This window comes from Leptospira semungkisensis, assembly GCF_004770055.1.
GTDB lineage: Bacteria > Spirochaetota > Leptospiria > Leptospirales > Leptospiraceae > Leptospira_B > Leptospira_B semungkisensis.
On sequence record NZ_RQEP01000019.1, the window covers coordinates 130,966 to 151,020 of the forward strand.

Genomic DNA, 20,055 nt, shown 5'->3' on the forward strand with positions numbered 1-20,055 from the left:
CAAAAAGATTGGAGATATAAAAGCTTGTACGATCTCTACTCGATCGATTTCAGAAAAGCGAAAAAAGGACTCGAACGGAAAAAGCAAAGATGATTGTTATCAGTCAAATTGCTTATTGAGGTGGAAGAGGAGCAAAAACTCTATCGTTCAATCGACTGCTGAACGATAGAGTCAAAGTTTTAGATCTTATTGAAGATAGGACGGACCGTTTGCAAGTAAGCAAAGATCGCCGCCAAATCGTCCTTAGTCATTCCTGCATACATAGTCCAAGGCATGATGGTTTGAGTTTCACCCTCTTTTACTGGATGAGGTTGGTAACGAGGTGGCTCCATACTCTTGAATCGTTCCACAAATCTTTCCTCAGACCAATGCCCGATACCGGTTTCTTTATCCGGGGTAATATTCGCAGAAACGGTCTTAGTTCCGTTCGGCAAGGGAAATTCGAAACCTCCAGCTAGTTCCATACCTGCAACCGGCTGGCCTTTTTCTTTCTTCGTGTGGCACTCGGAACAAGCAGCTGCATTGAATAAATACTTACCGTAAGCGATCCTATCCTCACGTTTAGGTGACTCTCCATATTCTGCAGGCTCGGGAATGGTTCTTAAAATTAGAATAAAAGGAAAGTCTGGTTTGGAAGCACCGTTTGCTTTTTGGATAGGTTGAAGTGTTCTTAAGTAGGAAATGATAGAAAGCAAATCTTCCTTTGCCATCTTACCGTAAAGAGGATGTGGCATGACTGGAAAAAGAGGACGGCCATCCTTACTAATACCACTCGCGATTGCACGAAGCACTTCTCCATCCGTCCAAGTTCCAAGCGAAGCAGGAGTAATGTTCGGAGCTACAAACGAGCCTGGAAAACCGATCTTTTGGTCAAAGATCTCCCCGCCTTCTCCGATGGATTCAGGAAGCAATGGTCCTGAAAATTTCTGCCAATCTCTTGTGGAATGGCAATCGATACAGGCGGAAACATGATTTGCAAGATATCTTCCTCTTTCAATATTCCCTCGATCTTGTTTTGCCTGAATCTCTTCTGGCGGTCTCATTTTTGGAAAAGCAACGTATAAGGACCCAATCGCTAAAATTGGTATGAGCAAGAAGATTGCTCCAATGATCTTTTGAATTCTTTTCATTCAGTTCCTCTGGATATAACCAGGGACTTTTTAGAGATTGAATGGTAAGAAGCTATAACTTTTTGACAATACTCTTCGATTTTTGCATTCAATACTATTAAAGTTCAGCACATTTCCGGATCGCCTGGGTTTGGATCTTGCATTTTATCGAATGGACATCTTCTAAAAATGTTTCTGTAACCACTTTATAGGCCAATTCGCCTGAGCTCTCAATCCCGCCTAAAACATAGTCCCCTACTTTTAACTTTTCGATAAGAATATAGCCTTCTTTTGTCTTAATGAAAGTCTCCTGAGAGAAACAAAGTCCATCTTTCTGGACCTCAGATTGAGTAACGGAAGGATAAAATTTCACATAAGAAGCAAGGATCTTACTCTTTGAAAGAAATCTAAGCAGAGGACTTTGCATCTTCCCCACAAACTCAATATCAATGAAAGAAGAATCGAGTTCGGAAAATACGAGAGATAATTTATAAAAGGAAGAAATTCTGCCGACAGAAACTCGTTCCGGGATTTCTGCTCCGAATAAGGAAAACCCGTAAAAACTAAGCGAAAGCAAGGAAAGCCCTTTTAGAAATATAAAATAGGAAGAAAAGAGAGACGAATAGTCTTCTGTCTTCACTATAAATTTTGCTAATGTAAGCTTAAAGAGTTCCATCCGATTCAGAAGTTTATATTTCCATAAAATAGAAATTTTTAACGGATAACACCCATCCGAAAAAAATTGAAAATCCCAATAGGCAAAGAAAATCTAAGGTTCAAAAACCTAGGAATCTTACCGAAATTATCCGTAAAACACCTAAAATTACTTCTTGAACCCAAAATTGACTATGGTATTGTGGAACCAATCAAACCAACAAAATGCAAGTTTGCAAGTATTTTTTACATTTTGCCGATTATGAAAAAAAGAGAAAACAAATATGGCTAAAGATCTGATTACCGAAGGCGAAAGACTCGGATTAGCGGTAACTCTACTGACGAATGTCAAGGAAGTCTCTCAGTACTTGCAAAGGTCCGAAACCACAGTGTATCGATGGATCAATGGGAATGTAGAGACACCTGAATCCGTTCTAAATCAGCTTTTGTTTAAGTTTGGGATCTCAAAGATATTTGTTAGGACCGGAAAAGGACAAGAAAAGGCGGAGCTCGAAGAGCTATTGCCTGTCTTTCATAAGGAATTCGGTTCCTGGGTAAAAACAAATACCAATTTATCTGAAGTAAAGAATGCTCAGCTTGCGAGAATCGTAAATCTTAGCGAAACCTTAGAAGAGATCGATCAGGATCTTGTAAGTAGATTCTGTATTAAATTGTTCAGTGAAAAGAAAAACCGGCTCTTTCGAAATTTGATCTCAGTCATGTTTGATCTGCCTAGCGAAGGGTACGAAGATATCTTAGAAGCAGCTCTTAAGGTAGAGAGAAAAGTAATTCGAAAAAAGAAATGATCGATTTCGGCTAACGAAAGAATGTTTTCACGATCTTTTCCGAAGAAGTAACTATATACTTCACAGGATTTCCAGCCTTTCGGATCAAATCGTATAGACCGGACATTTGGATCCGTTCAATCTCTTCTAATTTCAATTTTTCATATTGGTCGCATATATCCTTATATGCAATAGGATCCATCTTATTCAATAGAAACCGATTGATCGTAATGATAATAGAAGAAAGCCTAGGATTACGAAAATCTTGTCCGAAGTCCGTCAATGCAACATTGAACAGCCTGTATTTTGTAGCCGGAACCCAACTAAACCAAAGAAATGCAAGCATACCGAAGGATGCCAAAGGACTTAAGCTAGGCTCCTTTGAAGGTAGCGCGATCAAAAAGGTAAATGCAATGATACTCGCAAGAAGGATCCCAGTAAAAATATAAATGGAATGAAGGCGAACAAAATAACTACCCTTCACCATATTGCATACCACTCTACCCAAACCCCAGATAGTCGAGACGTAAATGTACAGCATCAAAAGGATATAAGTCAAACCGCCTCGATACCGAACAACGTCTCCATCCAAATAGTAGGGAGATACAAGGCCCATAACGGAAAGTGCTGAGAATACAATAATTGCCGTGATATGAGCCACCATGAAATACATGGGGATGGGAATTAGATCGTGAGGTCTTGTATAGTTTCGAATAATATAATTATTGAATAAAGGAAGGAAAATGATCGGAACAAGAGTGATGTCCAAAATGAAGGACCGCATTCCTTGTGGCAAAGGCAGCCCACCAAGGAAGACCAAAAGACACCAGGACGCGATTGTGATCGTTAAAAGGGCAAAAGCGAGCGCTAACTTGTTCCTCTCGGATCTATAATAGAAGAATAAGGCCGAACTGAACAGAAGCAAGAAGACGAACAGGGACAAGGCAAGACTCCAAGACAGCAAAACTATATATATGGGATCAGAATTTCCGCCCCATTCATAGTTGGCAAGAAATCTATAGTAAAAATTTGTCTCCGGGCATATTCCAAATGGTAGATAGAGAGGATAATCGAGGACTTTAATTCAAAAATTCTTTTTAACGAAAGTCTCATCCAGAGTATCCGCCATTTTCCTGCCATATTCTACAAATCGGTCAATGAGTTCCACTTTATCTAATTGATTTTCTTCCTGCTGGATCAGGGTATCAAAACGGTGAAATTTCATGGCCCGATTCATTTGAGAAATATATCTAGCCTCTAATACCTGGGCCATCGTAGACTCATTTCTTGCTTGAAATGGATATTTGGCGATCTGTTCAATGAAATCAGTTTTAGAGGCTTCGGCGTATGTAACGTACGGGCTTACATTCCCAGTTCCGAGTGAAATGATCAAACTTCCTTTAGCCTCCCAATCGTTCGCAAGGATTTCGGTATGAATATAATGGATCGTATTATTATTGATTCCTTGCCCTCCATCCTGAAAAACTGCGCCCGTTTCCGTTTTTTCAGAACCGTCTGGAGAATAGTTAGTCCATTTAAAATCAGGAACATTGATCTTTCCAAAGTAATACGCTGCTGATAAAGCAGACCATGTAATCACCTCCGCAACTGGCCGATTCTTATCTGCTTTATCCCAGGATTTTAAGAAATGGGTCCTTTGGGAGCAAAGGTTAAAAGCAGTGGCCATGAAGGAAGTTTTCAAATCCTTCATCTTAAGCTCTCCCAGCAATTTTCCATCGGAAGTCCGAGTAGAATTTAATTCAGAAATAAAAGGAGTTCGATCATATTTAGGTCTCAACCAATTTCCAGGATTCCATTTTGTCCTAGAGGTAAATAAACTTGCACCTTTTTTAATATAGAGATCGGCGATCGTCTGGATAGGAACTCCTGCGGCCACCGCTCCGCCTATAATCGCTCCGGTAGAAGAACCGGTTATTAGATCAAAAGATTCTGCTAAACTTTTTTTCTTAACTTTTTGGAGTAAAGCTTCTAATCGGATCAATACCATAGCGGGCATGATCCCTAAAATCCCTCCACCATCGATTTGTAATATTCTTTTCATAAAATGCCTTTCCGCTTCTGCGAGGAGATTTGGTCTGCGTATAACGCTTCGTTTACAAAGAATATTGGGATGACATTTGAAAAAAGGAAAATTTAATAGAGACTAAGAAGAATTTTCCCTTTGGGGAGTGGGTTTGCATCTATGGCTTCAGATGAAAAGAATTCCAAAATTTTACTATGGTTAGTCGCTTGCGGCTTTTTCGTACAGACCCTCGACAGTACGATTGTCAATACTGCGATTCCTGCTATTGCAAGTAGCCTCGGGACCAGCCCTCTTAAAATGCAATCCGTTGTTGTAGTGTATTTACTTACGATGGCGATGATCATTCCTGCCTCTGGTTGGATCGCCGATAAATTCGGAACGAGACAGGTGTATATTGGAGCACTCTCTTTGTTTGTGATAGGCTCCTTATTCTGCGCGGCTTCTCAAAATCTTACCCACTTGGTGCTCGCGCGCATCGTACAAGGAATGGGAGGAGCACTTCTTCTTCCTGTTGGACGTTTGGCATTGCTTCGGTCCGTTCCGAGAGACGAATTCTTACAAGCGATTAGTTTCGTAGCAATTCCCGGCTTGATAGGTCCTTTGATCGGACCAGTCTTGGGTGGTTGGCTCGTAGAAACAGCTTCCTGGCATTGGATCTTCTTGATCAATATACCAGTAGGAATTATTGGAGTGAGTTTTGCCGCGATCTATATGAAAGGAGATCCTCTTTCGGAGCTTTCAAAATTCGATATAACCGGTTATGCGTTACTCGCTTTCGGTATGGTTACATTCTCTATGGCATTGGATGCAAGTTACAGCTTTGGGATCCAGAGAGCCGGAATTCTATTGCTTACCATTTTCGGATTAGCAAGCCTGACTGCCTATTGGATCCATGCTGCAAGGACACCACGACCTCTTTTTTCACCTAAGATCTTTTCTATTCCTACATTAAGTATAGGTCTTCTCGGCAATTTATTCTCCCGATTAGGAAGCTCGAGTATGCCCTTCTTAGTTCCACTTTTTTTGCAAGTGAATATGGGTTATTCCCCCTTCCAAGCAGGGCTTATGATGTTGCCGATGGCGATTGCCGGGATCGCAATCAAACGACTGGTTCCTATTTTGATCTATAAGTTAGGCTATAGAGTCGTGCTCATGACAAATACATTGTTAGTTGGATTTGCAATGTGTAGCTTTCTATTCAGCCAATCCGGTCATACTTGGTGGACTATTTCTATCCAATTGCTTTTCTTCGGAGCGTTCAATTCTTTGCAATTTACTGCAATGAATACTCTGGCTCTAAAAGATCTAACAGAAGAATATACAAGCAGTGGGAACACCATGCTTTCCATGGTTCAAATGCTGGCCATGGGAATGGGAGTGTCTTGTGCTGCAACTGCTTTAGAGGCTTTCACAGATCTGTTCGGAAGCAATCATTCCGAACAGATGATCTTAGCGTTTAGAAGTACCTTTGTCTGTATGGGACTGGTCACTCTTTCTTCTAGCTTTATCTTTTGGCAGCTTAAGAAGGAGGATGGAAAGATTGTACATCTAAATGAGCATTTGCTGGATTGAGGGAAGAGAGGGCCTATGACTGACTGATAAGGCTTAAATCTCTTTTACGAGCTCACGTAATTCTTTAAACAATTGGGTCGGATTTATCGAGTCCCGCTCAATTTCTTTTCCATATTTATAGATCAGTGCTTTAGCCAAATTTTCTTTGCCAATATAAATATAATAGAATGCGGCAGAAATCACGGAATTAAGATTTTCTATACTTGGATTATTCGATTTAATATTGCTTTTATGCGATTCAGCCATTCCTTCGTATATCTTAGAAAAAGCTTTTTTGTCTTGTACGAACCTGCCGTTTTTAAATCGAAAGAAAATAGACGCATCCGCTGAATCGGCATGACTTTGGTGAAAATAGTCTAGATAGTTTCCTGCAATCGCATCAATGAAACCATCATTATCCATATCTGCAAAACTAATATGATCCGGTGTTGGAATATTAGAAATAGAGAGTTTATCTTTAGGATCTAAAGTGATTGTATCCACAACGGAACAGCAATGAGCTCCTTGAGTGTTTGTAATCACTACAAACACATCGTAGCTGCCATTTCGAAAGTGTTCGGTTTCGTCGTAACGGATGGACACAGGTAGGTCAAGATATGATCTGGAAAAGACCTTCTTTCCCTTATATTTTACGATTATTGTATCATGAAAAGTGTGAGATCCTTGGATAATCTCACTTTGGAGATTGACTTCGAAAATTTGATCGTTCTTTAGAGTATGCCTAAAAACGGTTCGCTCCGGACGAACGCAGGTTTCCCAATCATCTCCCTTTTTTCTAACTAGCTTTCCATCGACGCATCTTTCAAAATCAACTGCTTCCTGTTCGTCTTGGATTGAAGTCTCTTTCATTGGATTTGAGGGTTCCTGCTTACAATCACACGCAGATAAAAATAGAAGAAATGAGAAAGTTAAGCGGGTAAACATAAATATAAATCTCTTATACGACATGCGTCGCTCGCAGAATTTGCAAAAAGAAAAAATATTTCAGCACTCTCGAGAAGTTGGTTCTGAATACCAACGAAGGGCCCTGGTAATTTTAATTCACTGCGAATTGTAAAGAGATTATTTTCTCTTGATCACTTCTTTCTTCAGATCTTCTTTCACGCCGTCGCGAGTCGTTCCCGATTTGTTTTCGAGCTTAATCGTGTAGTGGATCTGATACTTTGTTACCACAGGCTTCTCTTCTGAATGCTCCATGGACCAACGGGTAACATCGTTCTGGATGATTTTTGCCAAATCATTGATGCGAGGAACTCTAGTATTGAAGCGAATAGTCTCTACTGCTCCAGTATTTCCGTTTAGGATCACTAGTATAATTCCATCGTCGCTGAAATTTATTCTATTATATTTTACTAATTCTTCGCTGATGAGTGCGTCCCCGCCCTTATCTACCTTGCGCTTGATGAATTTCGCGCCTCTGATCTGGCGGACCTTGTAGGAATCACTCGTGATATAGACCCTGAAATATTCTGCAGTATCTTTGGAAACAGCTTGAAAGGCTTGTGGATCCAAAGTAGTGATCTTCACTTCGTCCCCTTCCTCATTGATCACGATCTCCGATTCACCTGCAGGATTCGGTACGACTTCTCCCTTAGGTTGGTCCGGTTTGTGGACAGAGCTGCTAGCACACGCTCCCAATAAGAAAAGAAGTGGAACCACCAAACCAATCAAGGAGATACGAAAGAACAATGCACGGATCATAGGATTTTTCCTACCCAATAAAATCTGTATTTATATGCGAATTTCTTAACTATACTAAATATTGCAAGAACAGTGTGGCAAGACCTAAGAAACAAAAGAAACCAAATGTATCAGTAGTCATTGTCACAAAGATAGAAGATGCGATTGCAGGATCTATTTTTAGCAATTTCAAGGCCATAGGGATACAAGCTCCCACCAAGGCCGCCATGATCAGATTCGCAAGCATGGCAAGAAAGATCACCACCGCAAGAGCAGGCTTTCCAAAGAAGAAGTATACAGCAAGTCCAGTGATGGATCCTATTGTGATCCCATTGATAAGCCCAATGATACTTTCTTTTCTAAATGCAACCTTCCAGTTGGAGGGACCAAGATCTCCTGTTGCAATATTTCGAACTACTACAGTGATTGCCTGAGTTCCTGCATTTCCACCCATTCCGGCAACGATCGGCATAAGAGCCGCGAGAAATACAAGAGATTGGATCGTGCTCTCGAAAAAGGAAACCATTGAAGAAGCTATAGTTGCTGTTCCTAAATTAAAGATTAGCCACACTAATCTTCTTCGGATGGAGTCCCAAACGGAAGTGTTCAGTCTCTCTTCTTCCGAAACTCCCCCCATACGAAGGATGTCCTCAGAAGCCTCTTCCTCAACGATATCTAAGATATCATCCACAGTAATTCGCCCGATAATCCGATCCAGATCATCTACTACTGCAGCAGAGACTAAGTCGTATTTACGGAACATACGGGCCACTTCTTCCTGGTCCGTATCATAATGAATGGAGAAGACCTCTTCTTTTACAAGCCTACTCGTCTTTTGATTTAAAGGAGCAAGAAATAGATCCTTGAGTTTGACGAAACCTTTTAAATGATTTTCGGAGTCGGTGACATAGAGAAGATAAATATCGTCTGTCTCTTTTGCGACTCTTCTTAATTTGATAATTGCTTTTCGAACCGTATCGGTTTCATACGCGGAAGCGAATTCAGTCGTCATCAAACGACCTGCAGTGTATTCCCTAAAATTCAGTTGTTTTCTGATCTGAGAAGAGTCCTCTCGATCGAGTGAATTTAGGATCTCTTCCGCCTTCTCCTTAGAAACCTCGGAGATCAGGTTGGTGACATCGTCAGGCTCCAGATTCTCGACGATAGGAGAGATCTCCTGCATATTGAGTCGAGAGATCAGATCCGCTTGTAGATCCTCATCGAACTCTACCAGGATCTGAGACTGCATTTCGGAATCGCAGAGTTTAAATACGTAAAATGCTTCTTCTACATCCAGTCTTTCCAAGACCTCTGCAATGTCCGCAGGGTGATTGGAAGAAGTGAATGCCTTTAAATATTCTCTGTCCTTATTCTCTACTTTTTCGGAGAAGGAGCCCATCCATTCCGCTGATGTCGGCTGGGCCTTCGTGGAAGAAATTTCCTTTGTGCTGTTTGTTTCGTCCATTTCGGCTTTCCTCCCCTATCGACAGAATCCTGAGGGAATTCACTCGTTCAATGAATTTCCTGATTTTTCGGTTCGGTGTTTTTCATTTGACGATGGATCGGACGGCTTAGAATAGAACCCAGTGTCTCCTTATCCGACTATGAAACAGTTTTTTTTCCGACTTACACCGATCATTCTGCTCGCAGTTTCCCTTCCCGTCTTTTCCGATGCATTCTATTTTCCCTGGGAATACAATAAGCTTTATAACGAAAAAGTGACCTTAGAACTAGAGTTAGATTCCTTGAAGATCCGATATCGAAACGAATCAGAAAACTCTAAGAAGGAAAAAGCCTCGCTCGACGGCAAGATTAAGAGCCTCGAAGACCAGCTCGCGAACGAAAGATCCTTTAGAGAGAAGGATAAGGACATGTACGCGGATCTGATTAGAGCACTTGAGAACCAGATCGCCTTATTGAAAACCAAAAGTAGCAGTAAAGAAAAGGAACTGATCGAGGAAAACGAAAGGCAATCCAAGAAATACCAGGACCTAGTCAACGATCTGAGAAGCCAGCTCGAGAAGGAAAAGTTGAATTGCATCCAAAAAATGGATGATATGAAGCGGGAATACGAAAGCAAGATTGCAAGCCTCGAGGCTCGTATCCAATCCCTGACGGATCAGATCTCCAAGCTGGAAAATCTAAGCGAGAACCAGAAAAGAGAACTCAATCGTCTTTCCGAACAAGCAAATGAACTTGAATCCAAGCTTTCGGGTGAGATCGCAAAAGGACAAATCAGAGTTAAAAGATTCCACAACCGACTCGTGATCAATATAGACGACCAGATCTCTTTTGATTCAGGCTCTGCAGATCTTAAAAAACAGATCTTTCCCGCATTAGATAAGATCAAAGAGATCTTGGGAAATTATCCAGGCAACCTGATCATTGTAGAAGGACATACAGACAATATCCCGATCAGAAACAAGAAATTCCAAGACAACTGGCAACTATCCACAGAGAGAGCTCTATCCGTTGTTCGTTTTCTATTAGAGAGCAAGAATTTGGACGGAAGAAATTTTTCGGTCGCGGGTTATGGAGATCACCAACCGATCGTTTCCAACGATACCGCTGAAAATAGATCTTTGAATAGAAGAGTGGATATCGTACTCGAGCCTCAAAGCGGAAAGAGCCATTAAGGCCTTTTGAAATTTCACTTTGGATAAAAATCTAACAGCTTCCATCTCCAGCTTCGAGCCTTTTCTAAGGCAGGCAATCCTGCGTCCCAAACGTAAGGACACGATCCGGACTCTGGTCTTTACCTTCCTTCTTTCTATTCTGATATTTTCCTGGGAGATATTCGGTTCTGCTCAGAGTAAGAGTCTTGCTCTTCTCGCAGATGCGGGGCATGTGATCTCCGACTCTTTTGCGTTTTTACTTAGTATCTTTGCGGTTTGGATCTCGGATCGAAAACCAAGTCCCAAAATGAATTTCGGATTCTTTCGGGTGGAAGTATTTGCAGCTTTCTGCAATTCCATTCTCATCTCAGGCATCTCAGTTTATATTATCATAGAGGCGATTGATAGATTTCAGGCAAAGCATGAGATCGCTCCCGATTCCATGCTTGTCTTCAGCTTGGGAACGATTGCTTTCAATCTTCTCTCTGTCTGGCTTCTGAAGAGAATAGCAGGAGATAATATCAATCTTAGGTCCGCTTACTTGCACGTTCTCAGTGATCTTCTTGGAACATTGGCGGTTCTTGTAGGAGCTGTGCTTATCCGATTCGTGGGTTGGAACTGGATCGATCCATTGATCAGTTTACTTCTATCATTGATCATCTTGAAGTCGGCAGCAAGCATCTTGAAAGAAAGTATTTTCATTCTTTTGGAAGCGTCTCCTACCCATGAGGAATGGGGACATCTGAAGAAAGATATATTGGAGATAAAAGGAGTAGAATCCATCCTCTCTGCTCATACCTGGACTTTAACTAAGGGAATTCATGCATCTGCATTTCGATTGCAGATCTCTGCCAAGGCAGACTCGAATCAAATATTAAAAGAAGCGTATGAGATCCTAAGAGGAGAATGGAAATTCGAACAGATATACCTTCAGTTAGAAGATCCTAAGACAACTCAAGCGATCGAAGGAATCGTAGCCAAGACATTGCATGATATAGATTCGGAAGAATGGGGACACCACCATCATACTCACGATCATCCGGCTCATCACCATTCTCACTGAACGGAAGATGGCCTGGCCTGATCTATTTTAAAGAACCGAATTTTCTCCATTCTCTGGATTGTCTCAATCGATTCTTGATATAAACTGGACTTCTCGCAGGATGAATAGAAGTGAATAGCCCTAGATCAGGATATTCATTTCTTCTGTCAAAGTTCGGAATTCCATCCAAAATGGTGAAGCATTCATCTATAATGGCTTCGTATCCATACGGATGGTCCACTTCTATCTTATAATCTGGATCCCTATCTTTTTTATCCGAAAGCTCCATGCATTTTCCATAAAGTAGGCCGCTTAGATCCCAAAGTTTTCCCAGAACGGCAAATCTTTCTCTGCATTCGGAGCCTTGGCTTAGGTCAGCCACTACTTTTCGGATCGCTCCGGAGAACAGAACTGCTGCAGAAAGCATTTCAGAGAGATGTATATCTGCTCCTAGCTTTGCATAATCATCTACAAATGAATACTCTTTTGGAATCCGAAGCTTCTCCGCTTTGATCTTACAGTGAGTTGCTTCCATCGCATATTCTATATGGAATTCTTCCACTGACAAACCAGGAATATCTCTAGGAATATAATACACTCCGTATTCTGGGCTTCCGTCCTTTCTAGCAACAATCAGAAATCCTTCGGCATCCGCACCGTTCGTCACAAATCCTTTAAAGAAATCTAATTCGATACTTCCGTCGGGAAGAGTTCTCGCTATCGATTTCAGATTCGTAAGTTTTCCCATCCATTCTGGTTCGCTTACTCCTAGGCCCAAGATGCCAAGGCCGCTACTCAAACGATCTAAGATCTCTGCTGCCAGTTCTTTCGTTCCTGGCTTTGTAGGAACTCCATTTTCCTTACCAGAAACCATGCGCAGGATCTTGCCGGCCACATTGGTCTGGGCCATGATGCCGACACCCACTCCAATTCCATGATCAAAGGAAGGAAGAAGGACTAGTTTCTCGTGAAATTCCCTGTATCGCCCGTCTCTGAGAGCGACAAACATACCTGCCTTGGCTATCTCTGAAAGTGAGGATTTGTATATTGTTCGAAATTCTCCCCGGGGAAAGGATTCGAGCTTAGATTTTAATTCTATCATGTTTTTATAAATTACTTCCGAACGATCAGCCGGCCTTTTTTCCGGAACCGTTTAGTACCTTCTTCAGATACTGACCGGTAAAAGATTCTTTCACCTTGGAGATCTCTGCAGGAGTTCCTTCTGCGATGATGCTTCCTCCACCATCTCCACCTTCTGGTCCAAGATCTATGATCCAATCCGCTTGCTTGATCACGTCCAAGTTATGCTCGATCACGATCATGGAATTTCCTCGATCTACGAGCGTATGAAGAACTGTCATCAAGTGTCTCACGTCTTCGAAATGAAGTCCGGTCGTAGGCTCGTCTAGTATATAAAGAGTCTTTCCAGTCGGTCGTTTGGACAATTCTGTCGCCAACTTGATCCTTTGCGCTTCTCCGCCGGAAAAAGTAGTGGCTGGCTGCCCTAATTTAATATAACCGAGGCCGACTTCGCCCAAGGTTTCTAGTTTCCGCTTCAGTGCAGGAATATTTTCAAAAAATGGAATAGAATCCTCTACGGTCATTTCTAGGATTTCGAAGATATTCTTTCCTTTATAACGAACTTCTAATGTTTCTTGGTTGTACCGTTTTCCTTTGCATACATCACAGGTTACATATACATCCGGAAGAAAATGCATTTCTATCTTCAGGATCCCATCGCCTTCACAGGTCTCGCAGCGACCACCGCTCACATTGAAACTAAATCTTCCGGGAGAATAACCTCTTAGTTTAGAATCTTCTAATTGAGAGAAAATATCCCGGACCACAGTAAATAGCCCAGTATACGTTGCGGGATTGGATCTGGGAGTCCTGCCGATCGGAGACTGATCGATATTGATAATCTTATCTATTTCTTCGAGACCGGTGATCTTCTCGTGTTTGCCCCAAACGGTTCTCATCTTCATTACCTTATGAGCTGCTGCATTGTATAAGATATCATTAATGAGAGTGGACTTTCCTGATCCGGAAACTCCAGTCACAACAATCAGTTTTCCGAGTGGGATCTCGACGGAAACATTCTTTAGATTATTCTCTTTTGCATTTATTATCTTAAGCTTCTTCCCATTTCCAGGACGTACATTCTGGGGAAGAGGAATAAACGCTTTTCCAGACAGATACTTTCCTGTCAGAGAGTTCTTATTCTTTGAAACTTCTTCCGGAGTGCCAGAGCAAACTACGGAGCCTCCATGAACACCGGCTCCTGGTCCCATGTCGATCAGCCAGTCCGCTTCTTCCATGGTTTCCTGGTCATGCTCCACGACTAGAACAGTGTTTCCAAGATCTCTCAGGTCCTTTAGAGTATTTACGAGTTTTGTATTGTCTCTCTGATGAAGACCGATAGAAGGTTCATCCAAAATATAGAGAACCCCTTGGAGACGAGAGCCGATTTGAGTAGCAAGACGGATCCTTTGCGCTTCTCCCCCGGAAAGAGTTCCCGCAGAACGTTCTAAGCTTAGATAGCCTACTCCTACATCATTCAAGAAGGTCAATCTCTGTTGGATCTCCTTTAGGATCGGCCTTGCAATCACCTCATCGCTTCCTTTGAGCTTCATTGCCTTTACGAATTCGAGTCCATTCTCTACGCTGAATCCCGAAAATGTATCGATCGTGGTATTATTTACTTTTACCGCAAGACTCACCTGCTTCAGACGTTTACCCTGGCAGGAGGGACATGAATGGTTTGTCATAAAACCTTCAAGCTGTTGGCGTCGAGCTTCCGAGCCTTCCTTATACCTACGCTTTAGATTCGGGATCACTCCCTCGAATTCCCTACTGAATTCATAATGGGACTTATCGTTCCTGAAATCATAATCTATCTTTAAGTTCTTATCGCCATATAGAATGGTGTCTCGCACCTTCTTAGGTAGATTCTTCCAAGGAACATTATAATCGAATTTTAATTTCTTTGCCAAAGAATGAACTGTAGTTAAGAACCAATAACTACTGCTCTTAGAACCGGCCCATGCTTCTATGCAACCTTCTACTAGGGAAAGTTCTGCGTCCGTGACTAAGAGATCCTCGTCAAATTCTAAAAGGCTTCCGAGTCCATCGCAGGTCTCGCAGGCTCCATACGGGGAATTGAATGAAAAAAGTCTGGGTGATAATTCAGGAAGAGATTCTTCCGGGTGATTTGGACAGGAGAGTTTTTGGGAGAAGGTATGGTCCTTCTTGCCGTCATCTACGAGCAGGATCCCATCCGATTGCTTGAGAGAAGTCTCTATGGAATCCGCTAGACGAGAGCGTATTCCGTCCTTGATGATCAAACGATCCACGACAATCTCGATCGTTGCCTTAAAACTTTTCTTTAAAACGATCTCTTCGTCTAAAGTCTTGATCTCGCCATTCAACCGAATCCGATTGAAACCGTCCTTGCGTATCTTTTCTAAAACGTCCTTATGCTCTCCTTTCTTTCCGGAAACTACGGGAGAAAGAAGTTGGATCTTTGTTCCCTCCGGATAACTCAGGATGCGATCCGTGATCTGGTCAACGGAAAGAGATTGGATCGGGGTGCCGCAGATTGGACAATGAGGCTTTCCTATCCTTGCATACAAAAGGCGGAGATAATCGTAGATCTCCGTAACAGTTCCCACTGTAGATCTAGGATTTCGGTGAGTCGTTTTCTGTTCTATGGAAATGGCGGGAGATAGACCTTCGATCAGATCCAAATCCGGTTTTTCCATCTGACCCAGGAACTGGCGAGCGTACGCTGAAAGACTTTCGACGTATCTTCTCTGACCTTCTGCATAGATCGTATCGAATGCAAGAGAGGATTTGCCCGAGCCAGAAAGACCCGTGATCACAACGAGTTTGTCTCTCGGAATATCTAAACTGATATTTTTGAGATTATGCTCTCTTGCTCCTCTGATCTTAATATGGTCCAAACTTTTAATCCTCTCTCTTGATTCAGATAAAATCCCGAAACTCTGGCTGAAAAGCGGTTTTCATTTCGGAATTTTACGTTTTCCGGAATAAAACGCGGTTTTACTTTGGTCGACAAAAGGAATTTCGAATGATCAAGACACTTATCTCCCTGCTCTTTTTACCGATACGGATTTTTTTCCAGGGAATGCGGATCCTTTTATGGACCATCCGAAAAGGAAATCATTTCTACCTTGAGATCCCTTCTTCTTTTTCTTATGATAAGAAGTCCTTCTTAGTTCGTCTTCTTGTCTCTAAGGAAGACTCTCCATTCTTAGTGGATTTTCTTCTTGGCTTGAAAGCACTTAGTATGGTCCCAGGATTACGAAAAGTTTCCTTTCAAATTTCTAATCCAGAATACGGATTCGGAGAAATTTGGAATATTTGCCAAGCAATCCAAGTCTTGAATGATAAAGGAATCCAAACTGCAGGATTTTGTTTAGGCGGAGGAACCAAGGCATTACTTCTGCTGTCCTTCTGTAAGTATAGATACACTTCTTCCGCTGCGGAGTTCTTTCCTGTGCTTCCATCTGCAGAGCCTTATTTCTTTGGAGGAGCTGCTAAAAAATACGGTGTAGGAGTTGAAGCCTATGCCAGCGGAGAATTCAAGGCTTTCGGAGAGACTTTCCAAAGGACTTCTTTCTCGGCTCCCGCAAAGAAGAATATAGAATCTCTTCTCTCCGACCAAAAAGAACTCTTAGAATTAGGTTTTCGTAAAACATCTGGCTTGGACTTAAAGGCTTTAGAAGAACCGATTATAGGTGCGGAGAAGTTAAAAGATTTAGGTTTTATCACCGAATTCTTAGAAGAAGATGAATTCGAAGAGAATTATCTTTTTAAAAATTATAAAAAAGAATCAGAGGATACAAAACCGGAATATAAGAAGTTAACTCCCGGCGGATTCAGGCTTTATAATAAAAAGAAAAATTTCAGTATTCTCTCCAGATCCTTACCTACAGTAGTGATCATTCCTGTACAAGGAAATATACTTCCGGATTTAGGAAGAGAAGAAGACTTTAGATCCAGACAGGTTTCCTTTCGCTATTACCAAGAGATCTTTAAGGAAATCAAAGAAGATCCGAAAGTCTCCGCAGTGATCTTAGAAATGAATTCACCTGGGGGAAGCGCTCTCGTCTCTGAACTACTTTATAGGGAGATCAAGAAACTCTCCGAAAAGAAACCGGTGCTTACTTATGTATTGAATGTGGCTGCTTCCGGGGGATATTATCTTGCCTGTGGAACCAAGGAAATTCATGGCACACCTTATTCCGTAGTAGGTTCGATAGGTGCCGTCATGCTTAGATTCGAACTGAAAAAACTATATGATAAATTCGGAATTAAGAAAGAAAGAATCGGATTCTACCCTCATAGAGATATTCTCTCTGAATACGGAAAACTTTCCCCCAAATCGGAACAATTCTTAAAAAAAGAAGTACTTAGATCCAGAGACGTATTCTATTCTCGGGTCACGGAAGCTAGAAAGAAAACTTTCCATGAATTAGAATCCAAATGGGGAGAAGGAAGGGTCTTTTTAGGGGATAGATTTCAAAAGGCAGGTTTTTTGGATTCCTGCTCTAGCCTACTAGATATATTACAAAAACTGAAAACAGATCTGGGAGCCAAAAAGATCGATGTGCAATATCTTCCAGGAACGTATAGCTGGAAGGACTTGGTTCAGGACCTAAAGCCTGGATTGCAAATGACAGGTTTCAATCTAAGATCTTTTCCATTGTCCTTACTCTGGAAAGATAGAAAGGAAGATCCAAGAGAAATTCTCTATCTTTCAGAGATCGCAACGGAACTTTCCAAATAATTTTGCAGACCGGAGTGACGATCCAATCGACCATCACTTTTCAAAGGCAAAGTATTTCCTGCTTACTTAAATGGATTCGAACTAGATATTAAGGTAAGTTCGAATCCGCTGCTTTTTGGATCCGATTGAGTAAGGCCTCTTTCCCCCTACCTTCTGTGGGGGGAAAGCAATAGATCTTAGAGATTCCTTTCGTATCGCAATCTCTGAAGAAGGAATACAGACTTTTCATGTATTCTGCATTGTCTTTCAGATCCACTGAATACTGCCAACCGTCAGATAGTCCGATTCCGATTGCAGCCGCATCCGATTTTGGACGAGTTTCTTCTTCGGCGAGAATCACATTTGCATTAGGTGCATAGTGTCTGTATTTGGTGCCAGGACTCATCGGCTTTTCTTCTTCCTGCATAAGATCTTCTGATGAGAATTCATCCAATTCAGGTAAGAAGTCTTTCAGATCATCCAAACTCCAAAATCCAGGACGTAGGATCCTTGGCCTTGGCCCTGAAAGATCAATAACGGTAGATTCCAAGCCGATTGTGGGCTCCGGTCCTTTTAAGATGAGATCTACCTTTCCCTTAAATTCATGAACTGCGTCCGTAAATCTAGTGATCGACGGTTGTCCAGAAAGATTAGCAGAAGGCGCAGAAACCGGTCCCCCAAACGCTCTCAGCATTTCATTCGCCTTGGAATGAGAAGGAACTCGAACTGCAACTGTAGGAAGCCCTGTAGAAAAAACAGAATTATCTAATTTAGAAAGTACGAATGTGATCGGTCCTGGCATGCAAGAAGAGGCCAGCTCTTTTGCGAATGCATTCATATTTGCTATCTTAGGGATCTCACTGGAATGAGAAAGATGAACGATCAAGGGATTGTCTGCCGGACGATTCTTGATCTTATAGATCTCTAGGCAGGCTTTTAGGTTTCTAGAATCGGCGCCTAGACCGTAAACAGTCTCTGTCGGAAAAAGGACGACCCCACCCCCCTTAAGTACCTTAGCGGCTTGGGAAGGATCGTCCGTGATAAGGGTGTCCTTATTTTTTGACAATTTCCTCGGATGAGGACTTGGCTTCTTCCTGACCTTCTTCAGGTGCAGCTTGTTTTACATCCGGAGTCTGAATCTTTTCAGGGGTCGCCTTAGGAACAGGTGGAAGTTTATTCGTCACCAAGAGTTCCAAGTAAGTGTTGATCCCAGGATCGTTGTCCGAAAGCAATTGCCAGAAAGAGAACCCACCTATATCATAAGATCTTAATAATGTCATCTTATCTTCGAAAGCCTTTCTGTTCATAAAGAAAGCCACTCGATCACAACCTTCTGATTTGTACCAGATACTAGGATCCTCGTAAGTTTTTCCTTGGTGAACCCAGCTAAACTTAGAAAGATTTGTCCAAGAAGAAGAGTTCTTGTTATCCGCCATTACCTGGTTGATATTCGTAGGTTGTTTAGTGACTCCTAACTGTTGGCGCTTCAATGCGTCCGACCAATACACAGACTTGATCTTAGCGTTGCAATTCAGTGCCCAATCATATCCGTAAGTCGGGATCGCCATATATAATTTCTTAGCTGGAACTCTTTCTTTAGCGTAAGTGATGATATTTCGGATCCAAACGTTAGGCGCCTGTGGCCCTGGTCCCGGATTTCTGTACTTGCGTGGGTGCAATTCGTACGCCATCACTTTCACTCGGTCCGCATGCTTTGCGAGAAAAGCATAATCGTGAGTCATCGGACCTCTCCAATTTTCTGCGAAGTCCATATTAATCTTTTCTTTTAGACCTTTGCAAGCCTTTAAAGAAGTCTTTTTGGCAGCAGTCTTAGGATGGACGGCAACGGAGAGTAACTTTCCTCTCTTATGAATCTCTTTGGAAAGAATTACGATGAATTCCTCGAATTTCTCTTTCTTCTCGCAGCTCATTCCTTCGTAGTCAATATCGATCCCATCGAACCCATACGTGTCCACTTCGTAAAGAATGTTTTGGATATGTTTGTCTCGGATATCGTTTCTGCCGTTTAGACCGATATTCTCTGCGATCTTCTCATTCTTGTTTTCCCAACGGAAAATGGTCGGGATGATCTTTACCCTAGGGTTCAAGGAGCGAAGTTCGGCAACTCTGGCATGTTTTTGGGCACTTCCCCAAAGAGAATACAGGTCTCCGTTATTCGTCTCTCTTCCTTTAAATCCGTAAATAAAAGGATGAATTTCATTGTATAGATGAACAGTACGTTTCATCGCCTCATAATCGGAGAACCAAGTAGAAGCTCTGAAAGCTGTATCATCTTCTACAAGCACTGGGACCACAGAGGTCTTATCTTCAGGAGAAGAACCATCGGAAGAAGAGCTAGGAACAGTGGAATTCCACCATTTCTTAAGATCTTCCCAAGCGCCGGTAGGAACTAACTCCGACTTTACCCCAACGTTTTGGAATTGGATGGGAGCCTCAGCAACTGCTTGGCTTTCCTGTTTTTGGCCGGGATGCGGCTTTAAGGCTTGGATCCCAAGGTAGAAAGAAATTCCGGAAAGCACAATCCAAGTGAAGCTAACGATCCCTGTCTGTAGAAAGGATTGCTTCTTTGGTTGGTAAGGAACGGGACGGCTTAGGTCCTCTGGGGTAAATGGTTCATCGTTTGGATTCATTTGAGCTCTATGTATATATCGAATCGCGGAGGCAAAAAATAAAGCACCGACTGTCTTCCAGTGATTTTCAGTGAACTTCCCTGTCAAACGTTTGTGAAATTCCTCCTTGTTC

Annotated in this window: 16 protein-coding genes; 5 read left to right on the forward strand and 11 right to left on the reverse strand. The window is 42.0% G+C overall.

Features of this window, described 5'->3' with window-relative positions; translation table 11 throughout:
• Positions 1–179: 179 nt before the first annotated feature.
• The gene (locus EHO59_RS14975) at positions 180–1,130 is read right to left on the reverse strand and encodes a c-type cytochrome (protein ID WP_135589269.1); all 951 of its coding nucleotides are present in this window, start codon (positions 1,128–1,130) and stop codon (positions 180–182) included.
• 97 nt (positions 1,131–1,227) lie between these two features.
• On the reverse strand, positions 1,228–1,536 hold the full coding sequence (locus EHO59_RS14980) for a hypothetical protein (protein WP_135589270.1): 309 nt from the start codon (positions 1,534–1,536) through the stop codon (positions 1,228–1,230).
• 511 nt (positions 1,537–2,047) lie between these two features.
• Between EHO59_RS14980 and EHO59_RS14985 the strand changes: the two genes are divergently transcribed.
• Positions 2,048–2,569: a DNA-binding protein gene (locus EHO59_RS14985; RefSeq protein WP_135589271.1), complete on the forward strand. Its 522-nt coding sequence runs from the start codon at positions 2,048–2,050 to the stop codon at positions 2,567–2,569.
• 10 nt (positions 2,570–2,579) lie between these two features.
• On the opposite strand, the gene EHO59_RS14990 is transcribed toward EHO59_RS14985, so the two are convergent.
• Complete coding sequence (locus EHO59_RS14990) at positions 2,580–3,491, reverse strand: histidine kinase N-terminal 7TM domain-containing protein (RefSeq protein ID WP_167882125.1); 912 nt, start codon at positions 3,489–3,491, stop codon at positions 2,580–2,582.
• Between the two features lie 141 nt (positions 3,492–3,632).
• Positions 3,633–4,610: a patatin-like phospholipase family protein gene (locus tag EHO59_RS14995; RefSeq protein ID WP_135589273.1), complete on the reverse strand. Its 978-nt coding sequence runs from the start codon at positions 4,608–4,610 to the stop codon at positions 3,633–3,635.
• Between the two features lie 141 nt (positions 4,611–4,751).
• Between EHO59_RS14995 and mdtD the strand changes: the two genes are divergently transcribed.
• The gene (gene mdtD / locus EHO59_RS15000; RefSeq protein WP_135589274.1) at positions 4,752–6,164 is read left to right on the forward strand and encodes a multidrug transporter subunit MdtD; all 1,413 of its coding nucleotides are present in this window, start codon (positions 4,752–4,754) and stop codon (positions 6,162–6,164) included.
• Positions 6,165–6,197: 33 nt separating this feature from the next.
• Here the strand turns inward: mdtD and EHO59_RS15005 are convergent, their stop codons facing one another.
• From EHO59_RS15005 to mgtE, 3 genes are all read right to left on the reverse strand, one after another.
• Entirely contained in the window at positions 6,198–7,112 is a 915-nt protein-coding gene (locus EHO59_RS15005) for a hypothetical protein (protein WP_210413088.1), read from the reverse strand.
• A gap of 114 nt (positions 7,113–7,226) precedes the next feature.
• The gene (locus EHO59_RS15010; protein WP_135589276.1) at positions 7,227–7,865 is read right to left on the reverse strand and encodes an LA_2219 family laminin/E-cadherin/plasminogen-binding protein; all 639 of its coding nucleotides are present in this window, start codon (positions 7,863–7,865) and stop codon (positions 7,227–7,229) included.
• A gap of 49 nt (positions 7,866–7,914) precedes the next feature.
• Positions 7,915–9,309: a magnesium transporter gene (gene mgtE, locus EHO59_RS15015; protein WP_135589277.1), complete on the reverse strand. Its 1,395-nt coding sequence runs from the start codon at positions 9,307–9,309 to the stop codon at positions 7,915–7,917.
• Positions 9,310–9,448: 139 nt separating this feature from the next.
• Between mgtE and EHO59_RS15020 the strand changes: the two genes are divergently transcribed.
• Both EHO59_RS15020 and EHO59_RS15025 read left to right on the forward strand, forming a co-directional pair.
• The gene (locus EHO59_RS15020) at positions 9,449–10,480 is read left to right on the forward strand and encodes an OmpA/MotB family protein (protein WP_135589278.1); all 1,032 of its coding nucleotides are present in this window, start codon (positions 9,449–9,451) and stop codon (positions 10,478–10,480) included.
• Positions 10,481–10,499: 19 nt separating this feature from the next.
• Complete coding sequence (locus EHO59_RS15025) at positions 10,500–11,522, forward strand: cation diffusion facilitator family transporter (protein WP_135589279.1); 1,023 nt, start codon at positions 10,500–10,502, stop codon at positions 11,520–11,522.
• Positions 11,523–11,544: 22 nt separating this feature from the next.
• Here the strand turns inward: EHO59_RS15025 and EHO59_RS15030 are convergent, their stop codons facing one another.
• Together EHO59_RS15030 and uvrA are read right to left on the reverse strand one after the other, a co-directional pair.
• Positions 11,545–12,603: an acyl-CoA dehydrogenase family protein gene (locus tag EHO59_RS15030; RefSeq protein WP_135589280.1), complete on the reverse strand. Its 1,059-nt coding sequence runs from the start codon at positions 12,601–12,603 to the stop codon at positions 11,545–11,547.
• Between the two features lie 25 nt (positions 12,604–12,628).
• Entirely contained in the window at positions 12,629–15,463 is a 2,835-nt protein-coding gene (uvrA, locus tag EHO59_RS15035; protein WP_135589281.1) for an excinuclease ABC subunit UvrA, read from the reverse strand.
• Positions 15,464–15,648: 185 nt separating this feature from the next.
• Between uvrA and EHO59_RS15040 the strand changes: the two genes are divergently transcribed.
• On the forward strand, positions 15,649–17,313 hold the full coding sequence (locus EHO59_RS15040) for a S49 family peptidase (RefSeq protein ID WP_246052962.1): 1,665 nt from the start codon (positions 15,649–15,651) through the stop codon (positions 17,311–17,313).
• A gap of 88 nt (positions 17,314–17,401) precedes the next feature.
• Here EHO59_RS15040 and EHO59_RS15045 read toward each other — a convergent pair whose 3' ends face one another.
• Both EHO59_RS15045 and EHO59_RS15050 read right to left on the reverse strand, forming a co-directional pair.
• Positions 17,402–18,358, reverse strand: a complete 957-nt coding sequence (locus tag EHO59_RS15045; protein WP_135589283.1) for an L-threonylcarbamoyladenylate synthase — start codon at positions 18,356–18,358, stop codon at positions 17,402–17,404.
• A complete protein-coding gene (locus tag EHO59_RS15050; protein WP_135589284.1) occupies positions 18,345–19,943 on the reverse strand; it encodes a glycosyl hydrolase family 18 protein in 1,599 nt (532 codons plus the stop codon). The genes EHO59_RS15045 and EHO59_RS15050 overlap by 14 nt, the downstream gene beginning before the upstream one ends.
• Between the last annotated feature and the right edge of the window lie 112 nt (positions 19,944–20,055).

Coding starts and splice junctions, on each gene's coding strand:
- EHO59_RS14975 (WP_135589269.1), bottom strand. CDS start 1,130: ATGAAAAGAATTCAAAAGATCATTGGAGCAATCTTCTTGCTCATACCA.
- EHO59_RS14980 (WP_135589270.1), bottom strand. CDS start 1,536: ATGCAAAGTCCTCTGCTTAGATTTCTTTCAAAGAGTAAGATCCTTGCT.
- EHO59_RS14985 (WP_135589271.1), top strand. CDS start 2,048: ATGGCTAAAGATCTGATTACCGAAGGCGAAAGACTCGGATTAGCGGTA.
- EHO59_RS14995 (WP_135589273.1), bottom strand. CDS start 4,610: ATGAAAAGAATATTACAAATCGATGGTGGAGGGATTTTAGGGATCATG.
- mdtD (WP_135589274.1), top strand. CDS start 4,752: ATGGCTTCAGATGAAAAGAATTCCAAAATTTTACTATGGTTAGTCGCT.
- EHO59_RS15005 (WP_210413088.1), bottom strand. CDS start 7,112: ATGTCGTATAAGAGATTTATATTTATGTTTACCCGCTTAACTTTCTCA.
- EHO59_RS15010 (WP_135589276.1), bottom strand. CDS start 7,865: ATGATCCGTGCATTGTTCTTTCGTATCTCCTTGATTGGTTTGGTGGTT.
- mgtE (WP_135589277.1), bottom strand. CDS start 9,309: ATGGACGAAACAAACAGCACAAAGGAAATTTCTTCCACGAAGGCCCAG.
- EHO59_RS15020 (WP_135589278.1), top strand. CDS start 9,449: ATGAAACAGTTTTTTTTCCGACTTACACCGATCATTCTGCTCGCAGTT.
- EHO59_RS15030 (WP_135589280.1), bottom strand. CDS start 12,603: ATGATAGAATTAAAATCTAAGCTCGAATCCTTTCCCCGGGGAGAATTT.
- EHO59_RS15040 (WP_246052962.1), top strand. CDS start 15,649: ATGCGGATCCTTTTATGGACCATCCGAAAAGGAAATCATTTCTACCTT.
- EHO59_RS15050 (WP_135589284.1), bottom strand. CDS start 19,943: ATGAATCCAAACGATGAACCATTTACCCCAGAGGACCTAAGCCGTCCC.